Annotated in this window: 17 protein-coding genes, 1 tRNA gene and 1 riboswitch; of the genes, 2 read left to right on the top strand and 16 right to left on the bottom strand. The window is 34.5% G+C overall.

Going from position 1 to position 20,115, the window contains the following annotated elements; genetic code table 11:
- Window positions 1-100: 100 nt before the first annotated feature.
- The 6 genes from dusB to NZ698_RS12940 all read right to left on the bottom strand — a co-directional run bounded on the left by dusB (window position 101) and on the right by NZ698_RS12940 (window position 7,597).
- Complete coding sequence (gene dusB / locus NZ698_RS12965) at window positions 101-1,096, bottom strand: tRNA dihydrouridine synthase DusB (RefSeq protein WP_263003578.1); 996 nt, start codon at window positions 1,094-1,096, stop codon at window positions 101-103.
- Between the two features lie 60 nt (window positions 1,097-1,156).
- The gene (locus NZ698_RS12960; RefSeq protein ID WP_263003577.1) at window positions 1,157-1,423 is read right to left on the bottom strand and encodes a Trm112 family protein; all 267 of its coding nucleotides are present in this window, start codon (window positions 1,421-1,423) and stop codon (window positions 1,157-1,159) included.
- 4 nt (window positions 1,424-1,427) lie between these two features.
- The gene (locus tag NZ698_RS12955; protein ID WP_263003576.1) at window positions 1,428-2,057 is read right to left on the bottom strand and encodes a thiamine phosphate synthase; all 630 of its coding nucleotides are present in this window, start codon (window positions 2,055-2,057) and stop codon (window positions 1,428-1,430) included.
- The gene (locus NZ698_RS12950) at window positions 2,057-3,106 is read right to left on the bottom strand and encodes an AIR synthase family protein (protein ID WP_263003575.1); all 1,050 of its coding nucleotides are present in this window, start codon (window positions 3,104-3,106) and stop codon (window positions 2,057-2,059) included. Before NZ698_RS12950 ends, NZ698_RS12955 begins: the two co-directional genes overlap by 1 nt.
- Window positions 3,103-3,825, bottom strand: a complete 723-nt coding sequence (locus NZ698_RS12945; protein WP_191737808.1) for a class I SAM-dependent methyltransferase — start codon at window positions 3,823-3,825, stop codon at window positions 3,103-3,105. Before NZ698_RS12945 ends, NZ698_RS12950 begins: the two co-directional genes overlap by 4 nt.
- Before the next feature lie 69 nt (window positions 3,826-3,894).
- Window positions 3,895-3,983, bottom strand: a riboswitch (TPP riboswitch).
- A 413-nt stretch (window positions 3,984-4,396) separates the two neighbouring features.
- A complete protein-coding gene (locus tag NZ698_RS12940) occupies window positions 4,397-7,597 on the bottom strand; it encodes a DUF8818 domain-containing protein (RefSeq protein ID WP_438265576.1) in 3,201 nt (1,066 codons plus the stop codon).
- A 183-nt stretch (window positions 7,598-7,780) separates the two neighbouring features.
- Here NZ698_RS12940 and NZ698_RS12935 point away from each other — a divergent pair, with 183 nt between their 5' ends.
- The gene (locus NZ698_RS12935) at window positions 7,781-8,641 is read left to right on the top strand and encodes a lamin tail domain-containing protein (RefSeq protein ID WP_263003573.1); all 861 of its coding nucleotides are present in this window, start codon (window positions 7,781-7,783) and stop codon (window positions 8,639-8,641) included.
- 160 nt (window positions 8,642-8,801) lie between these two features.
- Entirely contained in the window at window positions 8,802-9,662 is an 861-nt protein-coding gene (locus tag NZ698_RS12930) for a lamin tail domain-containing protein (protein ID WP_263003572.1), read from the top strand.
- Window positions 9,663-9,716: 54 nt separating this feature from the next.
- Here the strand turns inward: NZ698_RS12930 and NZ698_RS12925 are convergent, their stop codons facing one another.
- The 10 genes from NZ698_RS12925 to NZ698_RS12880 all read right to left on the bottom strand — a co-directional run bounded on the left by NZ698_RS12925 (window position 9,717) and on the right by NZ698_RS12880 (window position 20,109).
- Window positions 9,717-12,536, bottom strand: coding sequence for a gluzincin family metallopeptidase (locus tag NZ698_RS12925; RefSeq protein WP_263003570.1), 2,820 nt, complete (start codon window positions 12,534-12,536; stop codon window positions 9,717-9,719).
- Window positions 12,537-12,588: 52 nt separating this feature from the next.
- Window positions 12,589-13,968, bottom strand: coding sequence for an orotidine-5'-phosphate decarboxylase (gene pyrF, locus NZ698_RS12920; RefSeq protein ID WP_263003569.1), 1,380 nt, complete (start codon window positions 13,966-13,968; stop codon window positions 12,589-12,591).
- A gap of 155 nt (window positions 13,969-14,123) precedes the next feature.
- Window positions 14,124-14,468, bottom strand: coding sequence for a YkvA family protein (locus NZ698_RS12915; protein ID WP_263003567.1), 345 nt, complete (start codon window positions 14,466-14,468; stop codon window positions 14,124-14,126).
- An 80-nt stretch (window positions 14,469-14,548) separates the two neighbouring features.
- Window positions 14,549-15,088, bottom strand: a complete 540-nt coding sequence (locus NZ698_RS12910; RefSeq protein WP_263003565.1) for a TlpA family protein disulfide reductase — start codon at window positions 15,086-15,088, stop codon at window positions 14,549-14,551.
- Entirely contained in the window at window positions 15,085-15,648 is a 564-nt protein-coding gene (locus tag NZ698_RS12905; RefSeq protein ID WP_263003564.1) for a thioredoxin family protein, read from the bottom strand. The genes NZ698_RS12910 and NZ698_RS12905 overlap by 4 nt, the downstream gene beginning before the upstream one ends.
- Window positions 15,649-15,659: 11 nt before the next feature.
- Window positions 15,660-16,730, bottom strand: a complete 1,071-nt coding sequence (gene aroC, locus NZ698_RS12900) for a chorismate synthase (protein ID WP_263003563.1) — start codon at window positions 16,728-16,730, stop codon at window positions 15,660-15,662.
- Window positions 16,731-16,780: 50 nt separating this feature from the next.
- On the bottom strand, window positions 16,781-18,418 hold the full coding sequence (locus tag NZ698_RS12895; protein ID WP_263003562.1) for an LIC_10190 family membrane protein: 1,638 nt from the start codon (window positions 18,416-18,418) through the stop codon (window positions 16,781-16,783).
- A gap of 54 nt (window positions 18,419-18,472) precedes the next feature.
- Window positions 18,473-19,006: a glycine zipper family protein gene (locus NZ698_RS12890; protein WP_263003561.1), complete on the bottom strand. Its 534-nt coding sequence runs from the start codon at window positions 19,004-19,006 to the stop codon at window positions 18,473-18,475.
- Window positions 19,007-19,480: 474 nt separating this feature from the next.
- Window positions 19,481-19,551, bottom strand: a tRNA-Cys gene (locus NZ698_RS12885).
- 48 nt (window positions 19,552-19,599) lie between these two features.
- Window positions 19,600-20,109: an RDD family protein gene (locus NZ698_RS12880; RefSeq protein ID WP_263003559.1), complete on the bottom strand. Its 510-nt coding sequence runs from the start codon at window positions 20,107-20,109 to the stop codon at window positions 19,600-19,602.
- Window positions 20,110-20,115 lie beyond the last annotated feature (6 nt).

Here is a 20,115-nt window from a genome sequence, read left to right as displayed (position 1 = left end):
TCAGCATGATGCTTAAAGCGAAGCTCAACTTAACTATCCTAAACTTCTTAATAAACCTTAATGTTTAAATTAAACTAAAATCTTATCCTTAACCTCAATATCAAACCTGCGCCTGATATTCCTCGTAAAATCCTTGCGTTTCTTTAATTACTTCGTCCATTTCTACTAAAGAATAAACTTCCAGAAACTTTCTTCTGAAATCTTTAAAGTGCGGAATTCCTCTGAAATAATTGCTGTAATGCTGTCTCATTTCGATTAATCCCAATTTTTCACCTTTCCATTCTGCGCTCCATTCTGCGTGTTGACGAACTGCTAAAAGTCGGTCTGAAATGGTTGGTGCATCCAAATGTTCACCCGTCGCAAAGAAATGTTTGATTTCATTAAAAATCCATGGATAACCGATGGCAGCACGGCCAATCATAATTCCGTCGCAGGCGTATTTATTTTTATATTCTAAAGCTTTTTCCGGCGAATCGATGTCACCGTTTCCAAAGATAGGAATTTCGATATTCGGGTTTTGCTTAATTCTTGAGATGTGTTCCCAGTCGGCTTCACCTTTATACATCTGTCCGCGGGTTCGTGCGTGAATAGTCAGCGCTTTGATACCGGTATCCTGAAGACGTTCTGCCACTTCATCAATGTTGATAGAATTGCTGTCCCATCCCAAGCGGGTTTTTACGGTCACAGGAAGGCTTGTCGAACTTACCACAGCCTTCGTCAGACGAACCATCATATCAACATCTTTCAAAACTCCGGCTCCAGCACCTTTACAAACCACTTTTTTTACAGGACAGCCAAAATTGATATCCACCAAATCAGGGTTTACGGTCTCTACAATTCTTGCAGACATCGCCATTGCTTCCTCGTCGCCACCAAAAATCTGGATTCCTACAGGTCTCTCATAATCGAAAATATCCAGCTTCTTTCTGCTCTTCATCGCATCACGAATCAAACCTTCAGAAGAGATAAATTCTGAATACATCATATCTGCACCATGCAATTTGCACAGTCTTCTGTACGGCGGATCGCTCACATCTTCCATTGGTGCAAGCAAAAGCGGAAATTCCGGCAGTTCTATGTTGCCTATTTTTATCATGGGGCAAATTTACGAAATTCTAAACTTTCAGCATTTTGAAATTATCTATTGCTGTTATCGTTACGAAATCAGCCTGAAATTCTCCACTTTTTTACCTTCCAAATGTTTTTCCCAGCGTTCTAAAACGGGTTGTTCAAGCTTAAATTCACGGTACTCGTCAGGTGACATAATCGGGATTCCGCTGATGATGGGGTAGACTCTTTTACAATTGTCGCAGACCAGTAACCCTTCCATAATATTTTCGGTTTCATCCTGTGAAATGATGGTTAAATTTAAATCTGATTTGTCAAACGGACAGCATAATTTTTCTATGGTTTTTATTCTCATTTTTTTACTTTTTAATTTTTTGTTGATACTTTTTAATAGTTTCTGACGGATTATCTGCACTCATAATTCCTGAAACGACAGCGATTCCGTCATAATCTAATTTGTCTAAATTTTCAATTGTATTTAAATCAATTCCTCCCGCAAGAAAAATTTTCCCGCTAAAAATACTTTTCGCTTTCTGAACAGTTTCAAAATTCACCAGTTCACAGCTGTTAGCTGTTTTTGACGGAAACATTGAGCAGAAAGAGATATAATCCAACTGATGTTTTTCCGCATACTCAATCTTTGCAAGGTCATTATTGCAGGTAATCCCAACGATAAAATCACCATTGATTTCTTTTTTAATCTGATTGAAATTTTCAGGAATTTCATCGAAATGAATTCCGTCCAGAGGAATTTGTTTTAAAATTTTCCAGCGGTTATTGATGAGTAAAGGAATGTTATGTAAAAAAGTTTTTGCATAAATTTTTAAAAGAAGTCCTTCAATATTCTGATTTTCTTTAAAATTGTCCCAAATCTGAATGGCTGCTATTTTTTCATTAACAATTGAATTTAATTTAGAAAAGAGAATTTCCTCATCCATTGAGGGATCAATAATTAAATAAATTCCGGAGTCTATGGTTGATTTTCTCATTATTTCCACCCGTTTTTGTAAGCGTTAAAAAAAGCTTTCCAGTAAGGATCTTCTTCGCAGTAGATTAAGTCATTTGCTTTTTCGTTTTCGATTAATTTAATTCCAAGATTTTTTTCGGTTATCACTCCAACTTCTGTACAGGGAATATGATTCGCTTCCAGTCTCGAAATAATTTCCGAAGTCTTATCTTTTTTACAGGTGATAATCATCGAACCGGCACCAATACAATATCTCGGATCTAACGAAAACAGATTGCAAACCGCAGACTGCACCTCGCCAATCGGAAGTTTTTTATTAAAAATTTCTGCACCGTTTCCTGATGCTATTGCCAGTTCGTAAATCGCTCCCAAAACTCCACCTTCCGTCACATCGTGCATGGCTGTTACACCTGAGTTTTCAGTTTGTACCGCGGTCAAAGCGTCTTTCAAAGATGAGGTTTCATAAAAAGAAGCAGAGGCAGAATAGAAAAACTCTTTCCCGACTTTATTTTTCACCGTTTCCGGGAAACTCATGGCTAAAATGGCTGCTGATGAAAGCGCACTGGTTTTAGTAACTAAAATTACATCGCCAACGTCTGCATATTTTGAAACCAGAATTTCTTCTTTCGGAGCAATGGTTATAAAAGTTCCGCCGCCTGCAATAGTAGAATTCTGTCCTTCAATGAATCCAGTATGACCGCCAGTGATGCTTAAATTAATGTCTCTACAGAACTGGTGAATGTGGTTCCAATAAATTTCAAAATCATTTTTTGAAAGCTGAGCAGGAAGATTTAAAACAAACTGCCCAAACATCGGTGCAAAACCTGTTGTTGCCATATCATTAGCCATCAGATGTACCGACAGCCACGCCGATTCTTCCAAACCCAAAGAGGGAATTAAAGACAGCGGATCACTCGTCAAAGCCATCGCTTTTCCGCCATGGAGATCTACAACGGAAACATCGACGCCAAATTCAGGCCCGACACGGACTTCATCGCGTGCTTTTCCGCAACGCAGTTTCAGAAAATCTTCAAATTGAGAATGATTTATTTTACCTAAAGTATCACTCATTCCACATCATTTAACTGAATATAAAGTCCAAAGAAATCACCGATGGGAACATTCCATTGTTGTACGGGAAACCATTTCGGAAGTCCTGTACAAGTCCATTCGATCGTATATTTTCTTCCGACCAGAGCTCTTTCGATAATTTCAGTCAGCATTTTTGGTGTGTAAAAAGTAGCAGTTACATAAAAAGGATTTTTCCCGAATAACTGCTGCACGCGTCTCCTTGCAACTTTTGGAGAATTTCTGTTCATCATTCCCATCGCAATTCCGTACTTGGCAACGCGTGCCGCCTCGCGAATAACTTTCACAGGGTCTTTGTAATATTCAAATGTGGTGATGAATGCCAGTGAATCGAAAGTATGATCTTTGAAAGGCATAAAGTGCGAATCTGCCATTACCAGATCGCCTTCAAAAAGATGAACTGCCTGCGACAGCATTAAAGGAGAAATATCTCCGCCCGTTGCTTCAATCCCTATGTTTTTCCACCAGCGCGTAAATCGGGTAGTGCCACAACCGAATTCTAATAATGTTTTGACTCTCTGATCTTTGGAGACGAGCTGTTCCATTACTTTTTTCTGCCAGATTTCGGCACGTTTGTACCGGCCTTCATACCATAATTCGTAGGTGTCGGTATGTTCACGATTGAAAAACCATTCGGGTCTTCCTTGCCAGTTTTTGTCTTGTTTTGGGATAAGTTCTCCGGAATACTTTGTTACTTCCATTTTATTTTATGTTGATTTATTCAGTTCAGACCACAGATAAGCATGCGAACGAATAAAGCATAAAATGAAAATATTTTAAGCAGACATCCCTACGTTGGCATTATCCAAATCAGGTCATCGGGTATAATCTCAGCCTTTCGGCACCCCGTGTATTTTATTACTGAACAAATATAGGAAAAATATTAAGTTTTGGAGTGGTGTTTAAAGTTGGAGGGTCTGAGTGTGGGAGAATTGGACAGATTATTGTGTAAAAGGTTTTGACAATTGATTGAAGTAAATTGTATGATTTGTTGTTATTTGTCTTTTAGATTTTACTTATCATAAAAAATATTTAGTTTCTCCGATTTCCTGTTTTGCTCCATTGGAGCAATCTGTTTGTAGTAATAATGTTATGCGCAACAGCGGAGCTCCGTAGGAGCGAAATGTTTGTCCTTCTAGATTTGTTAATGTCCACAGTATTATAACTTAATTATATTTCAATTAAATTATCTGTAAAATTTTAAATTAAGAAAATCAAAAATTAATTTTGACTCTAAAACTCTAAAACTCTAAAACTCTAAAACCCTCCAACTCAAAAACTCGCCTTCACCTGCATACTTCCAATATGAATGGTACGGTCACCCGAATTTCTTCCTTCGTAGTTTAAATTTAACTGTAAGAAAGAATTGATCGCCTGTTGAATAAATACACTCCAGACTTGGTTTTTACCGGGTTTTAAACCGTCGAGCATCTGATTTCCTACGATGCTGAAATTGTTACCTGTGAAATCATTGTTGATAAAAGAGAAATTTCCTCTGATTGACGTTTTTTTACGTTCCCACTGAATTGTTCCGGTGATGTCAAAAGCTTTCAGAAGTTCTTCACCGTCCACTCTTTTCTTTTCACGGTAAGCGGACGAAAATTCAGCCTGTATGGCGTCGGTAAATTTGTAGGTTGCTTTCGGTTTTGTTTCAAAATTATTCAGACGGTAATCTCTCGTAGCAAAAAGTTGGGAAGAGTTTTGCAGATCATGAACAGAGTTTTCCCAATCGACCCTGAATTCTTTATTAAACCAATATCCGAGATTCACAAAATGAGAAGTCTGATTCCGTTCTTCGTTACTGAAATTGGCATTGATGAGGTTTTCGTTGGCGATGAAACGGTAATTGCCATTCCAGCCAGATTTTTCGGTCGGATTAAACTGAACGGAAGCCAAAATATTTTGATTCTTAAGAATCTGGTCATCGCTTTTCTCAAACGGATTTAAAACCAAAACTTTATCTCTTTTAAAATAAGAATTCTGAGAGTTTAATGAAACATTAAAATTCCAACGTTTTAAAAATTTATTTTCAGAATTAAATATTATCGACGGATTAACAAATAACGCTAACTGCAATTTATTTTTGTTGGAAGGAATGTAGCGAACAGAATTGGTGTAAATTCTAATATACTGCGCCAAATCTGAATATTCGGCAATTTCAAATTCGTCCAACTGCTGAGTTCCGTCACCGTTGTAATCGGTCCATTTATAAACTCCCTGTCCATCGGTTACTTTAATATATTGGAATTCACGTTGTGCTTCCTGTCCGTTTCCTAATTCATAAAATGCCTGAAGACGCATTCCGTTTTTAAATAGCTGTTGATTATAAAGAATGTTTCCTACGACAAAATCTTTATTTTGATTCATATCAACATCTTCGTTTTTGTAGAAGAATTTTCTGTAATGAATTAATGCATTTAAGGTTGTCTTTTCTGTTTTGATCAACTGACTTTCTGCCATGAAGCCTAAAATTCTGTTCATGTTCTGAAGCCTATTATCACGCACTGAGTCATTATCTCTCACATAAACTTTAGATAAAAGTTTTGTTCTTGTACTGTCACCGATTTTTTTCTGAACAAACAATTCTTTCCAGCTGAAACTTGTGACATCCATCAATTGGGTGTTATTAAACTTCTTTTCGTTGTGTTCCATGCTTCCGCCAACTGCCCAACTTCCTTTTTTACCTATATATTCTGAAGAGGCTCCTCCACGTATAAATTTAGTATCCTGCAAAGTTGCATTGGTGTCAAGGTAAGATAAGTTTCCTTTGGTTAGGAATTTTCCTTTGATCCAGCTGAAATCCAAGTCGTTTTTGATTCCTTTATAAGAATCCTGTTCGTCAAGATAGTTGAGACGATAATTTAAGACAGATTTGTTATTCCATTTATTAAGGAAGTTGAAAATGAATCTGTTTTGTGTTCTTCCGCTGAATTCCTGGGCTAAGTTGAAATCTCGGGAGAATTCTACATCATTGATACGGTCTAGAATATGAAATTGTTTGTCAATGTACTGATATTCAAAACTTGGGGTTCCTTTCCATGTGTTTTTTGTAAATGTTTTGTTTCCGAAAATTCTGTAGGCATATCCCAAATTCTGGTCAGAATCTTTTGATGAAAATAAATTGAGATCATAGTTGCTTAAAGAAATATCTGCACCAATTTTTCCGTCTTTCAGAAGATATTCGGAATTCACTGTGTAAACCTGCGATTTTTGTGGAGAAGGAAGCTTTCTTACCGCTCTGTAATCTCCTAAATTTTGTCCTACATATTCAAATACACGTCCGTTATTCGTTGTTTGTGTCAGTTTATAATCACCTAAGTTTGCTCCGAAATAAGTAAACGAAACAGTATATAAAGTCTGAGTAACATCTGTTGAAAACTGATAGTGACTTCCGTTTGTATCCTGAACGAGGCTGTACAAAATTTTATTGACGTCATATTCCGTAACAACGCCTGAAGGAGCATACATCAAGTTGGGATCGTTTCCTGCATCTGCTAAAATCTGCTCATCTTCTTTAGATAAATTTAAAGCTAATGGTGCGTTTTTGTTGTCATTTTCCATGAACCAATTAAGACCAATTCTGAATTTCTCACGTTGATGCTGCAGTTTTCCGGTAAATAAATACCTTGAATAATTTCTGTTGGTATAATTAAATGAAATCGTAATAAAATTCTGTTGGAAAATTGGTCGAAAACTGGTGAATGTTACCTCTCCTGTATTGTAATTGATAACATAATCCTGATTTTCACCACGCTTCATCAAAATACCATCAATAAAAACCTGCTCCGAACCTGAGATCAAAGTAATAAATTGTTCGCCATTCTTTCCTGTTAAACGATAGGGTCCCTGATTTCCTTCGACTCCCTGAAAACGGATTCTGTGAAATTCACTTCGAGCCACACCTAATGACACATCTACAAAAGTTTTGTTTTCGGTTCCAAATTGTGTTTGAAACTGAAGTCCCATGCTTCGGCGTTGATATTTAGCAAAATAATTTTTATCATCAACTAAATCCAAATGACCGGCTCTCAGAATAGATTTATCCTTAATATTCAGCTGCATGTAGATTTTGTCAAATTCTTCCAATGTCTGTGTATAACCATCTGCCTGAATCGGTAAGTTATGATCAGAAATACTTGCCAAAATCTTAACGTCTTTTGATAATCTTCCCGAAATCTGAAGATCCATCGAGCTTTGCACAGATTGTCCTTGGTTGTTCCCAAAAGTAATTCCCCGAATAATTGATCCTTTGGAATTTAATTCTCCTAAAAACCTTTTTTTATCATTCTTTGCTAAAACTGCTTCGTCGACAATAATTCTGTTGCTTGTTTTCACGAAATCCATCGTGTCTTTTGCAAAAATGTCCTGTTCAAGCCTAACTGCAAGAATACTGTCTTTCTTTATGCTGTCTTTGGGAATATTAGGATTTTTCCACGAAAAAATTTGGGCGCTATTCAGTGATAAGCCCATCATAAAAAGCAAGAAAATCAGTACTGAATTCCGCAAGATTTTTAAAATAATTGGTAAAAATAACTAAAAAATGTGAACAGTAGGGAGTTTAGTATTATTAACAGAAAATTAACCTTAATATTGTTTTATGTGTAAAAAATGCTTTAATTTTGCAATGTAAATTATTAATAATTAAATTTAAATATTATGAAAAAAATCTTTACAATCTTAGGAATGATTGGTGTTTATGCTTTCGCAAATGCACAAATTGTAATTAATGAAGTCTACGGAGGCGGTGGGAATAGTGGATCTACTTATACAAATGATTTTATTGAATTAAAAAATATTGGATCTACTACCGTAACATTAGCAAATGCCACTATTCAATATGCATCTGCTACGGGAACTTTCAATCAATATCATACATTGCCAACAATTACTCTAACTGCCGGACAAACATATTTAATTCAAGAAGCAGCGGGAACTGGTGGAACTACTGCCTTACCAACGCCTAACTTTACTGCTACTACAGTTGTTAATTTTGATGGATCAACAAATAACAATGTTGGTTTAGCTTTAGCTGCAGCTGCTGGAAAAGTTGTTTTAGCAAATAATTCTGTTCAAGTAACTGCACCTACAAATACTAACGTTGTTGATTTTGTAGGTTTTGGTACTACAGCAAATCAGTATGAAGGTAGTACTGGTCCTGCAGCTGCACCATCTGCTTCTAACTCAACTGCTAGAATATCTGGTGACACAAACAATAATGCTAATGATTTCGCTGCAGGAGCGCCTACTCCTCAACCTACAGGTGGTTCATTAGCTATTTCAGATTTCAACAAGTCAAATTCAAACTTCATCAAAAACACTTTCATTAAAAACGAAGAAATTACTTTCGGAGCTGATGTAAAAGATGTTAAAATCTACACTCTTACAGGTCAGGTTGTAAAAACTGCTTCTGTAAAAGACGGTGCTGCTTTAAACGTTGCTGAATTAGCAAAAGGAAATTACATCGTAACAGGAACTGTGAATAACCAACCGGTTTCTCAAAAGATTTTGAAAGACTAAAACTCTTAAAATTTATAAATATCCAGCCACTTCACTCTGAAGTGGCTTTTTTTATTTAGACAAATTACAGTTTTAGCATATTTTAACAATATTTAATTATTTTTAAGAATATGGTATTGTTTTTGTTGTTTATTTGTTAACAAACCAAAATATTACCGTTATGAAAAAAGTATTTACTTTTATCGGACTAGTTTCGATAGCTGCATTTTCTAATGCCCAGATTGTTATTAATGAAATCTACACCGGAGGCGGAATTCTAGGTGCCGCAATTACCAACGATTTCATAGAATTGAAAAATATAGGGAGTTCTCCGGCTTCTCTCAATGGTGCTACGATACAGTATGCATCTGCTACAGGTGCATTTACTCAGTACAACAACTTGCCAAACATTACTTTGGGTGCCGGACAAACTTATTTGATTCAGCAGGGATCTGATGGATTAGGCGGACTGATTAATTTGATCAATCCGAATCTTATTGTAACTGTTCTTTTGAATCTTGACGGTTCCGTAGGTGTTGGAGTAGGAGTGGGTCTTGCACTTACCTCTGGAAAAGTGGCTTTAGCCAGTAATGCAACACCAGTTACAGGACCTACCGCTTCAAATGTTTTAGATTTTGTAGGATACGGTCTGGTTAATCAGTACGAAGGAACAGGAGCTGCACCTTCACCAACAATTCTTAACTCTATTACAAGAACAAGTGGTGATACGAATAATAATAATGTAGACTTTACCATATCATTGCCAACTCCTCAATCATCAGGAACTTTAGCTGTAAGTGATGTGTCAAATAATTCTCTGAAATCACAATTTATTAAAAATTCATTTGTTAAAAATGAAGAAATAACTTTCGGAGCAGACGTAAAAGATGTCAAAATCTATAGTCTGAACGGGCAACTTGTCAAAACAGCTTCTGTAAAAGGCGGAGCAACTTTGAATATTGCTGAATTACAAAAAGGTAATTACATCGTAACAGGTATGGTAAATAATCAACCTGTTTCTCAAAAAATATTAAAAGATTAATTATTTAAATTTAATCAGAAAAAAGAACAGTTGTCAATTCGGCAACTGTTTTTTTTAATACCAACCTCTTCTTGCAGCATTGATGATTGTGCTTAAATTCAAAATCAGTGTATATCTTATGCGTTTTCCGTAATCTTTAAAGCCGGGTTCAAAACCTAGAGAAGATTGTACCGGGAAGTAAATTTCAAGAAAATCAGGAATTACTCTTACTTTCACTCCACTGTCCCAAATAAATTGAGTAGGATTATTTTTGTTTTTATAAACTCCTGCATCGGCATAAATATGGAAAATTTTCCAGACACTCGTATCAACATTGAATGAGGTAATCCACTGATTCACAGTTCCCGGAATGAAAGATTTGAAACCACCATCTGCTAAAACAAATTGCTGAGACAAAATCCCACCTGTTGCGCTTTGTCCCAAAAGATTATAAGAAAAAGAATAATCGGAAACCCGTGAGATTCCGAAATCGAAAGTATTGTTTCTAGTCTCATTTCTGGCAAAATATCCTCCGAATAATCTTAAGCTCAATTTCTGTCTAGGTGCAAATTCCCATCTGTAAAATGCTTCCGCGGTGATTTTATTAAAGTCCTGCATTCCCTGAGTACTGATGCTGAAGCTTTTCTCATGAATCATCTGATTATCAGCAAATCCGTAACCGAGTGTCCAAAGATTGTATTTTTCATAATCCTGTTCTGCGATCATCTTTGCATTCAGATCTCTTTGGAAATAGTTATACGAAAAACTTGCTCCGCGACTTACAGTACTTCGGGGATTTTTCCTGAATCTGATAGCAGAATATAATGAACCTTTTTGATAAGCCAGATCATAATCATAATGAAAATACGATCCTGAAACTCCAAAAGTCAGACTCTGAATCACGCTTTCCGCTGGAAGAAACGAATATTCAACTGCTCCTGATCCGGTCAATTTTCCTGTTCCAGTACTGAAAGACGGCGTTATAGAGTAGAGGAATTTCTGATCAAAAAGCGATTGATTCTTAAAATTCATCCCGATCAGAAACTTGTCGTATGTATTGGTGAATTTAATTCTCGGGTTGAGGTAAATTTCATTAAACTCAGGATTCGGAATATCCTTGATCAGCTTAATTTTAATTTTTTTTGAATTTGAAAATAATCCTTTTGTGTATAAAAAATTGTCACGATAATTAGCTTCCGGGAAAACATAATCATCATTCAATGTAATCTTGTAAATGTTTTCTGCAGGAAGATTGACGGTTTTCAGCCTTTCATTTTCAGCGGTTTCTATCCAGTAAGATTTTCTTTCACCATCTCGTGTTTGTGTTTCCAGCTTTACAGGTATGGCTTTGTCGGTATTTTTTGCAATTCTGATTTCTAAAGAATCATCTTTAGTTCTAAATTTTTTCAATTTAAAATTAACTCTGTTCTTTTGCTTTAAAAATTCAGTTAAGTAATTTGTTGATGGCTCTTTTTGTGAAAGTTGCTTCAAAAACTCTTCAGGATTGATTTCTTTATCTCTGTTTTCAGCAATATAAGTTTTAAGTAAATTATTGAAATTTTCTTCACCCATTTTATTGGCAGAAAAACTAAAAAGACTTCCCGTTTCAAAGCTGCTGATTGCCATGTCGTTGAAATTACTCAATGCAGAAAAAGGTTCGTCGATTTTCTGGTCGAGATTTTGAGACATGATGTATTGGTAAGCCAAGCCATAACGATCAAGCAATTTAACATCCGAAGCGTGAAACCATTTTAAAGGCTTGATTCCCAGAATACTTGTTTCGGGCAATTTTCCTAAGAGCTTTGTTTCGCCGTAGAATTTTTTTAAATATTGAATTTCAAGATAAGATTTTAGCCCGTTTTTAAACCAATGGTGATCTTCCTTGTTGGTAATGACACTCTGATCGAGAATTTTTTTGGCAATAATTCCAAAATAATCAAGATCAACTTTTTCAGCATCTGTGAAAAGTTTAAATCTGAATTTCCAGAAACTTATATCGTTGTTTCCAAAAAAATCTTCTTTTGCCCTAAATTTATCTGAAATAAAAATTCGTTCCGGGACATAGCCTATTTTTTCTTTGATAAATCTGAGATGAAGAGGAAGAAAAAATTCTAAATTCTGAATTTCCTGCTGACTGATTGCATATCCGAATTTAATTTCGGTTTGAATGTCCTCTAAATTTATTTTGATTGTCTGAAACTGATTTTGAGAAATCACGAATTCAGGATCAGTGTCTAAATATCCGTTAAAAGAATTGATTGAGTTCTGCTGAAGATTTCCTTCTACAAAATAATTTGTCGGAAGATCAAAATTGACTGTCCAGTTGGTATTGAAATTAACAGATTCTTCAGTATCCTGAAAATTTCTTGAAGAAATATTGTCCGGATCAAAATGATCCGGAACAATAAAGAAATATTTTAAAGCAATATTGTTTTCAGAAGTTCCGTATCCTGTGAATCTCTTATCAGGAAGTTGAATCTGATATTGTAATTGCAATTTTATACTTTCACCAAGCTCCAAAGGTTTATTCAAAACAAAGTATAAATTCTCTTCAGATAAATTGTTTTTGGTAATCAGTTGGTTGTCATTATTATTGACTTGTAAATCAAAAACTTTACCTAATAATTCAGGTTTTGCAAAATGGAGACTGTTATTACGATCTTCAAGTTTACGGTAAACCAAAGAAGTTCCTCTTTTGTTGTAAGCTGCTACCCAATTGAGAAGTTTGATACTGTCCAGAGGTTTTTCAGAATAATTATGATAAATAATTTCCTGTTTTACCTCAAGAATCTTTTTGTTCTGAGATAATTTTGCAGCTACAAAAATGCTGTCTTTCTGTGCAGAAACCTGCACAATTCCCCAAAACAGAATAAAACAAATACTAAACTTTTTCAATTTGATGATAAAGCATCAAATATAACTTATTTTAAATATAATTAAGATGATTTTACTGCTGAATCGAATTTTTTTCTAAAGAATTTAAATACGCTTTCCAACCTTCATTTTTATACGTAATTGCAGCTTCAGCCGGATCTTCAGATTTATAAATTCCTCTTCCTACGATAATGAAATCGGTATGAAGGGTTTTAAAGACATGATCCGGAGTGTTATATTGCTGACCTTTTCCATCACCGGAATCTGCCAAATTAACTCCCGGTGTAAACAAAAGCATTTCATCAGGAAGTACATTTTGAGAAACTCCACCAATTACGTTTGGATGCGATTGAGCGACTTTTAAAGCTTCTTCTCTGTAGCTGTTTGTCGTCAAAGCTCCTTTTGAAGACATTCCGATAATTGCCACAACACCAACATTTTTGAAACAGTCTAAAGATTCAAAACCACCGATAACCTGAGAAGTCACAAAATCTGCCCAATCTGTAATTTTGAAAACTCCGCTTGTAAATTGTAGTTCCTGTGTGTTTCCGATGTCGGCAAATTTTCTGTCTTCCATCAACAAAAACTGATGTTTTGAAGCCAGTTCTTTCAGTGGAACGATCGTGTTTTGATAATCAAAATCAGATATAATATCGATGTGAGTTTTTAAAGCAATAATATGTGGACCAACTTTCTCTGCAAGTTCCAGTAATTCCTGAGTTGTAGTAACGTCAGCAGAAGCAATAAGATTAGATTCTTTTGCCAAAGCGATTTCTAATAATTTTTTTGAAACAGAATGTTGTGAAGTTTCAAATTTCTCTTGGTAAGAAAGTCTTGTTTTTTCTTCAAATTGAATGTGGTTTCCGGCAAGAAAATCCTGGATTCTTTTTACTTCGTCGTCAGAAAGTTCGCCTTCTTCCTGAAGAATCGTACAAACTTCTGAAATATTGAAAAGGGTATGAACTCTGTATCCTTTGCTTTCCAAAAGCTGTTTTCCACCTTGTTCTCTGTCAAGAACAACAACAATGTCGGCAACTTTAAGATCTTCCTGCTCAACTTCTGCAATGGTCTCGATTAATGATTTTCCGGAAGTAATGACATCTTCTACCAAAAGACAGTTTTGCCCTTTCTGGTAAATTCCTTCAATCAGTTTTTTTGTACCGTAGTTTTTAGCTTCTTTTCTTTTAATAATTAATGGAATATAGCTTTCCAGAGACATTGCTGTCGCCATCGGAAGTGCAGCATAAGGAACTCCGCAGATCAGATCAAAATTATCCAAAGGAAGCATTTCCAATAAATAATTAGCTAAATTTTTCAAAATTTTAGGATCTGAAGCCAAAGGTCTTAAGTCTACATAAAACGGACTTTCAATTCCGCTTTTTAAGGTAAATCTTCCGAATTTGATGATGCCAAGTTTATAGCACTCTAAAAAGAATTCTTTTTTACTTTCCATTATTTTTTATTAGATATTGCAAATTTAAGGAAATGATGTTAAATGTCAATTGTGAATTTTGCTTTGCAGGTGAAAATGTGATTTTGTATTGAAATTACTTGGGAGCAATGAAGACAATTTACAAAAAAACCATCCCGAAAAGGAATGGTTAAATTTTATTTAATAATTTCGGCATCAATTATCTTAGCGCCATCTGTGCTGTATTTTCGTTCAGCTTCCCAAAGTAAAAATTTATCCACTTCACGGATCAGTTTCGGAATTACTAAAGATAGAACCGCTATGTCATCTAAAACTCCTGCTACAATGATGAAATCAGGAATGATATCTATAGGAGAAATAACATAAAGAAGACCAACTAACGGTAGAATAAGATCTATCGATTTAACTGGATATTCTCCCTTTCTCCACATTTTTACCATTCTGAAAATGTCCGGTATTTTTTTTACGAAGCCTTTGTGGCTGATTGCTTCCTTAGCTAAATTAAGTTTTGAATATTTCATTTTGTGTTCGGCTTTAATATAGTTTCAACTTTCTATATTTCGCAAATACTATACCAACAAAGTATAAACTTAAGTTAAAACTATTTTATAATGTTATCGATAAACTGATGGATTGACTCTGAATCCCAATCTGTTGCTGCATCTTCTTTGATAAGAATTCTTCCGTTTTCATCAAGTAGAAACGTTGTAGGAAACGCTTTCGGGAGAATCTTCTCAGAGATTGGGCTTTGAGCAATGTACACAGGAACGGTATAATTATTTTCTTTAAGGAATTTTCTTACGTTTGCTTCTTCGTCTTCCATTGCGATCAAGACAAAATCTATATGATCTTTTCTTCGGTCATATAGTTTTTGAATCGATGGCCATTCTTTTCTGCAAGGTGGACACCACGTTCCCCAAAAATTTAAAAAAACAGGTTTGTTCCTGAAATTTTTCATGTTGGTACTCGGAGCATTGATTCCCATTAAGTCTATATCATAATCATCGGCTTCAATATGTACGGCATTTTCTATTGTTGCAACGGGAAAAAACATATCTTTCAAAGAATTTCTGATTCCCGGAACAAGAAAGACAGCTCCCAAAACGACAAGAATAACAACGTAAGTGATTAATTTTTTCATAATAATTCTAAGATTTCCTGAACAGCATCTTTGCCTCTATTTTTTGCATAATACAATTGCAAATCATTGTAAAAATGATCTTTTGTGTAATTTTCAGGATCAGCTTTGTATTTCATCAGCAGTTCTTTACCGTATTTTGGACGTGGTCCCCAAGAATTTTTTACGTTAAGATCTTTATCCAGAATAATAACTTTAGGAATAGATTCTGTTCCGTTGGTCAGAAATTGATTGATTAAACTTTTATCACCGTCTCTAAGGAAAATTCTAACCTCATTTTTACCTTCGAAAAATTTTACCAAAGCTGGAACTGTCGCACTTGCATCACCACACCAAACTTCGGAAATAATTAAAATTTTCCCATCAAAGTTTTTAGCTTCCGATTCTTTCAGCTGCTCTTCATTCGGAATGTATTTTTTTAAAGTTCTGTTGATTCTCTGAATTCCCAGTTCATAATATTGCTTATAATCGATTTCCTGCTGATTGGCTGGATTTTCTAATCTTTCCTTTCCGATTTTAAAATATTCTTCGAAAGAGATACTTTTTTTCCAGTAATTTTCCATTACTATTAAATTTAAAATTGATTGATATTTCGCGTTTTATTGATCAGAAAAAGATCTGCCAAAACAAATGCTGCTAAACTTTCGACAACGGGAACAGCTCTCGGAACTACACAAGGATCATGTCTTCCTTTTCCTTCTACAGTAACGGCGTTTCCGTCTCTGTCAACACTTTCCTGAGGTCTTAAAATCGTCGCGACAGGTTTAAAAGCTACCCGGAAATAAATATCCATTCCGTTTGAAATTCCTCCCTGAATTCCTCCGGAAAGATTCGATTTCGTCGTAAAATCTGTGTTGAAAGCATCGTTGTGCTCACTTCCTGTCATCTTTGCGCCACAAAAACCGCTTCCGTATTCAAAACCTTTACAGGCGTTGATATTAAGCATTGCTTTTGCTAATTCTGCCTGTAATTTAGAAAAAACAGGTTCGCCAATTCCTACAGGAACGTTTTTGATCACGCACGTAATTGTTCCGCCAATGGTGTTGCCTTCTTTTTTGATTTCTTTGATTTTTGAAATCATTTTTTCGGCAGTTTCCGTATCGGGACAACGAACTTCATTACTTTCGGTTTTGGAAAAATCTAAAGCCTGATAAGGTTTTTCACAGAAAATTTCGCCAACGGATGATACATAAGCATTGATTTCTATATCTGATAAAAGTTGTTTTGCCAAAGCTCCTGCAACTACCCAATTGATAGTTTCGCGGGCAGAAGATTTTCCTCCTCCACGATAATCTCGGATTCCGAATTTTTGGTCGTAAGTGAAATCGGCATGACTCGGACGATAAGATTGTGCAATGTGATCATAATCTTTCGACTTCTGATTTTCATTTTCAATCATAAAACCAATTGGAGTTCCGGTAGTTTTTCCGTCAAAAATTCCCGAAAGGAATTTCACAGTATCACTCTCTTTTCTTTGAGTTACGATTGCTGACTGACCCGGTTTTCTACGGTCAAGTTCATGCTGAATTTTATCTAAATCGACTTCCAGACCGGCCGGAAAATTATTGATGATTCCGCCATACGCAAGACCATGACTTTCACCAAAAGTCGTCAAACTGAGCAGATTCCCTAAAGTATTGAACATATTACAAAATTACCGATTTTTATTTAGATAATAAAGTCTTTGAATTGATACTATTGATAAGAGTTTTTTATTTTCTCCGTGATTTTTTTGACCTCTTTTTGTTCTTTTAAAGTCATTTTTTTTGAGATAAAACCTTTTCTGATGTCGTTTTTGTCAATCAACTGCGGGAAAATTCCGGCTTTTTGATAATCGAAAACATAACTGTCGGAAATGGCAGGAATCGGAGTGTCATAGTTGAGAGGGTATTTTTCTGAAACATTAAATCTTAAATTTCCGGATTTGAAAGAATGATATTTCTTATATTCATAAGTGGAAGGTTTATAAAATTGTTCAGATTTAAATTTACCCATAAAAGAAGACATTCTGTAGCTCGGAATGAGGTGAGTAATGACTGACGGAAAAGTTATAAAACCGACAAAAAATATCATCAAAGCAAAATAAATAATGAATGATTTCTTTTTATTTAAAAAATTGAAAAGCATCACAAAAATGATGACGAAAAATACATCGATAAAAAACCTGTACTGTGCTGAAAAAAATAATACAAGAATGCTTTTTACAATCAATGAAATGCAAATGAAGGTGATGATTTTATTTTTTTTAATGAAAGTAAAAACTGTGAAAATAATTAAACTTAAAATAAATAAAATATTAATGACTGATTTTATTCCATCAAGAAAAAACCAGTTTTTAATGTAATCAAAGGTTGAAAATTTCTGAATTTCTGCATAAGAATATTGATTGTCGAATGTCTTCAGGATTGCAAATTCCGAAGAAGATTTTAATACTTCCTGATCTGGTTTCCAACTCACATCAAAGTCAATGATTGATATTGGAAAAACAGGATATCCGAATGTCCAGATGTTTTTAAAACAAAATAAAAAGAAGAGTAAAATTCCAGGAGTAAAAATTTTAAATTGAGATTTAATGATAAAAATAGAGTTGAGAAAAGTCAGAATTGGTAACCAGATCATTGTCGGTTTTATCGCAAAAACAAAAACGGAGAATGTGAAAAGAATTGAACTGTTATTGTTATTCGATAAAATTTCATTTAAAACAATTAAAGAAAAAATAATTACCGGTAAATCCGGATTTGGAGATTGTGAAAACAGTAGTAGGACAGGGAGGAAACAAAGTTGAATCCAGTTTTTTTTCTCAATTATATAGATTAAGTAGATAATTATTAAAACCGTATTTAATCTTAAGAAAGGATCAGAGAAATTTGAAAATCCAGCCTGGAAAATATGCCAAATCGACATTTGACCAAGAACGAGATCGAGGTTTGAAATTCCTTTTATCAAGCCATATTCTTTTAGCCATTGAATGCTTGGGAAATAATATCCAAAATGATCTAAAATGTATGGATGAAATGATCCGCAGAATAAAATTATTACAGAACTGATCCCAAAAAGCTGTAAATCTTTCTTAGAAAAACCGATCAGATCTAGATATAGTTTTTTCTTAAAAAAGCAGAACAGACCAACTATGATTGTGGGGATTTCCACATATAAGTTTAGCGGAATGAAAAATGCTGAAATTGTCCAGATGATACTGATTCCAAAAATTCCAAATAGGATTTTCCCTGAAATTCCTGTAAATAACCGTGTCTTAAAAATGGTCTCAAATAATTTTCCCCAACCTACGAGGACGGGAATTATTATAATTATGGAGATTAGAATTAAAAGCATAAAAAAGATTGCCTAAAAATAAGCAATCTTTTATTGTTTTCTGAATGATTTTATTTATTTCGGCTGTACTCGTCCGCTTTTTCTATCCTGTGATCTACCTAAAGTATAACCTGTAGCACCACCAATAATACCACCGACTACGGCACCACCGCCACGGTTTTTCTTATTAACAATTGCTCCCAAAGCAGCTCCACTGACTACTCCAATTGCAGTACCTTTTGCAGCTTCACTGATTCCCTTTTTCTTAGCTGTTGTTCCTTGTGATGAACTTCCACTATTGCTTGCTACACTATTATTTGATGAAGGAGCATCTCTATAAATTGTTTTTGTTTCTCTGATTACCTGAGGTCTTGCTGCGGCTGCAGCCGCTTTTTCTTTTTGAACTTCGGCAATACTGTCCGTTCTTTTCTGCGTTTCGTAAGCAAATCTTTCTTTTTCAATAGCCAATTTTTGCTTTTCTATTTCAAGTTGTCTTGCCTGAAATTCTATTTTTTGTTGTTCGAGCGTCTTTTCTGCAACTTGATCGTCTTTCTTACAGGCGGTCAGTGTAATTACCGACACAAGTCCTGCTAACAATATATTTTTCATAACTCAAATTTTTAAATTTTAAACAAGCTTTTAAAGTCTGATGATGTGGTATGTTCAATTATGAAGCCAAGTTTTAGTTAATGAAATGTTAAAATCAATTTTATTGGTTTATGTATTGTTTAATTTATTAATATTAAATTAATAATTATAATGTTTTTAATTTTAATATAATTTATTCATAAACGATTATTATTGAATTAATAATTAATTATATCTTTATTGTCACTAAATCTTAAATATATGGACTACAATTTAATCTTAGAATCTGCTGTTATTTTTTGCGGAATTATGGCGTTAATCTCAATTATGTATTTTATAGTCGCAAGACGTCATAATAAATCAAGATTTTGGTATTATAATTTTGATCAGCCACATTATAAAAGATACTGTTATCCAAGAAGAATCAAGAACTAAACATCAAAATCGTAATATTTAGAATAAAAAAACTCTAATCAAAAAAGACTAGAGTTTTTGAGGTGCCTAGCGGATTCGAACCGCTGTAGATGGTGTTGCAGACCACTGCCTAGCCGCTCGGCCAAAGCACCGTTTTAAGTGGTGCAAATATACTAAAATTTAAATTTGATCCAAATTTTTTATGCTGTTTCTTTAATTCCGATGTTGTCAATATCGCTTTTACGCTGTCTTTCAGCTTTATAGTTTTTAATATTAATTACTCTTGTGTCGCTCCATGTATCATGCCATCCATTTTCCCCGAAAAAAGAAAGCGCATCGAAAGGAACAATTCTGGAAACTGTTCTGATTAAATATTCCTGAAAAGTAGGATTTGAGCCATCCAAACTCATTACTTTCGTTCCTGTAATATATTTTCCTACTGTTCTTCCTTTTGTAAAATATTCCATTAAAAAAACGTACAAAAGATAAACTGCTGTTGTTATTAGAATATCTTGAAGTCTACTTGCCGTAGCCATTTTATTTGTAATATTTAGAAAAAACTCAATGTTGAAAATTTCATATACTAATAGTGAAAATGCTCCGAAAAGAAAAAATATGATGTAAATAACAATTCTGTCAATTATAAAATTGGCAAACCTAATTCCTTTTGAAGCTTTGTTATCTTCTATAATTTTTAAATGTTTTTTCATAGCTAT

It is taken from the genome of Chryseobacterium edaphi (genome assembly GCF_025628985.1).
GTDB classification, from domain to species: domain Bacteria; phylum Bacteroidota; class Bacteroidia; order Flavobacteriales; family Weeksellaceae; genus Chryseobacterium; species Chryseobacterium edaphi.
The sequence above is the reverse complement of the archived record's forward strand: the minus strand, read 5'-3'. Positions and strand labels throughout refer to the sequence as shown.

Bases quoted from the DNA above. Each gene is read 5' to 3' on its own strand.
- dusB (WP_263003578.1), bottom strand. From the start codon at position 1,096: ATGATAAAAATAGGCAACATAGAACTGCCGGAATTTCCGCTTTTGCTT.
- NZ698_RS12960 (WP_263003577.1), bottom strand. From the start codon at position 1,423: ATGAGAATAAAAACCATAGAAAAATTATGCTGTCCGTTTGACAAATCA.
- NZ698_RS12955 (WP_263003576.1), bottom strand. From the start codon at position 2,057: ATGAGAAAATCAACCATAGACTCCGGAATTTATTTAATTATTGATCCC.
- NZ698_RS12950 (WP_263003575.1), bottom strand. From the start codon at position 3,106: ATGAGTGATACTTTAGGTAAAATAAATCATTCTCAATTTGAAGATTTT.
- NZ698_RS12945 (WP_191737808.1), bottom strand. From the start codon at position 3,825: ATGGAAGTAACAAAGTATTCCGGAGAACTTATCCCAAAACAAGACAAA.
- NZ698_RS12940 (WP_438265576.1), bottom strand. From the start codon at position 7,597: ATGATGGGCTTATCACTGAATAGCGCCCAAATTTTTTCGTGGAAAAAT.
- NZ698_RS12935 (WP_263003573.1), top strand. From the start codon at position 7,781: ATGAAAAAAATCTTTACAATCTTAGGAATGATTGGTGTTTATGCTTTC.
- NZ698_RS12930 (WP_263003572.1), top strand. From the start codon at position 8,802: ATGAAAAAAGTATTTACTTTTATCGGACTAGTTTCGATAGCTGCATTT.
- pyrF (WP_263003569.1), bottom strand. From the start codon at position 13,968: ATGGAAAGTAAAAAAGAATTCTTTTTAGAGTGCTATAAACTTGGCATC.
- NZ698_RS12915 (WP_263003567.1), bottom strand. From the start codon at position 14,468: ATGAAATATTCAAAACTTAATTTAGCTAAGGAAGCAATCAGCCACAAA.
- NZ698_RS12910 (WP_263003565.1), bottom strand. From the start codon at position 15,088: ATGAAAAAATTAATCACTTACGTTGTTATTCTTGTCGTTTTGGGAGCT.
- NZ698_RS12905 (WP_263003564.1), bottom strand. From the start codon at position 15,648: ATGGAAAATTACTGGAAAAAAAGTATCTCTTTCGAAGAATATTTTAAA.
- aroC (WP_263003563.1), bottom strand. From the start codon at position 16,730: ATGTTCAATACTTTAGGGAATCTGCTCAGTTTGACGACTTTTGGTGAA.
- NZ698_RS12895 (WP_263003562.1), bottom strand. From the start codon at position 18,418: ATGCTTTTAATTCTAATCTCCATAATTATAATAATTCCCGTCCTCGTA.
- NZ698_RS12890 (WP_263003561.1), bottom strand. From the start codon at position 19,006: ATGAAAAATATATTGTTAGCAGGACTTGTGTCGGTAATTACACTGACC.
- NZ698_RS12880 (WP_263003559.1), bottom strand. From the start codon at position 20,109: ATGAAAAAACATTTAAAAATTATAGAAGATAACAAAGCTTCAAAAGGA.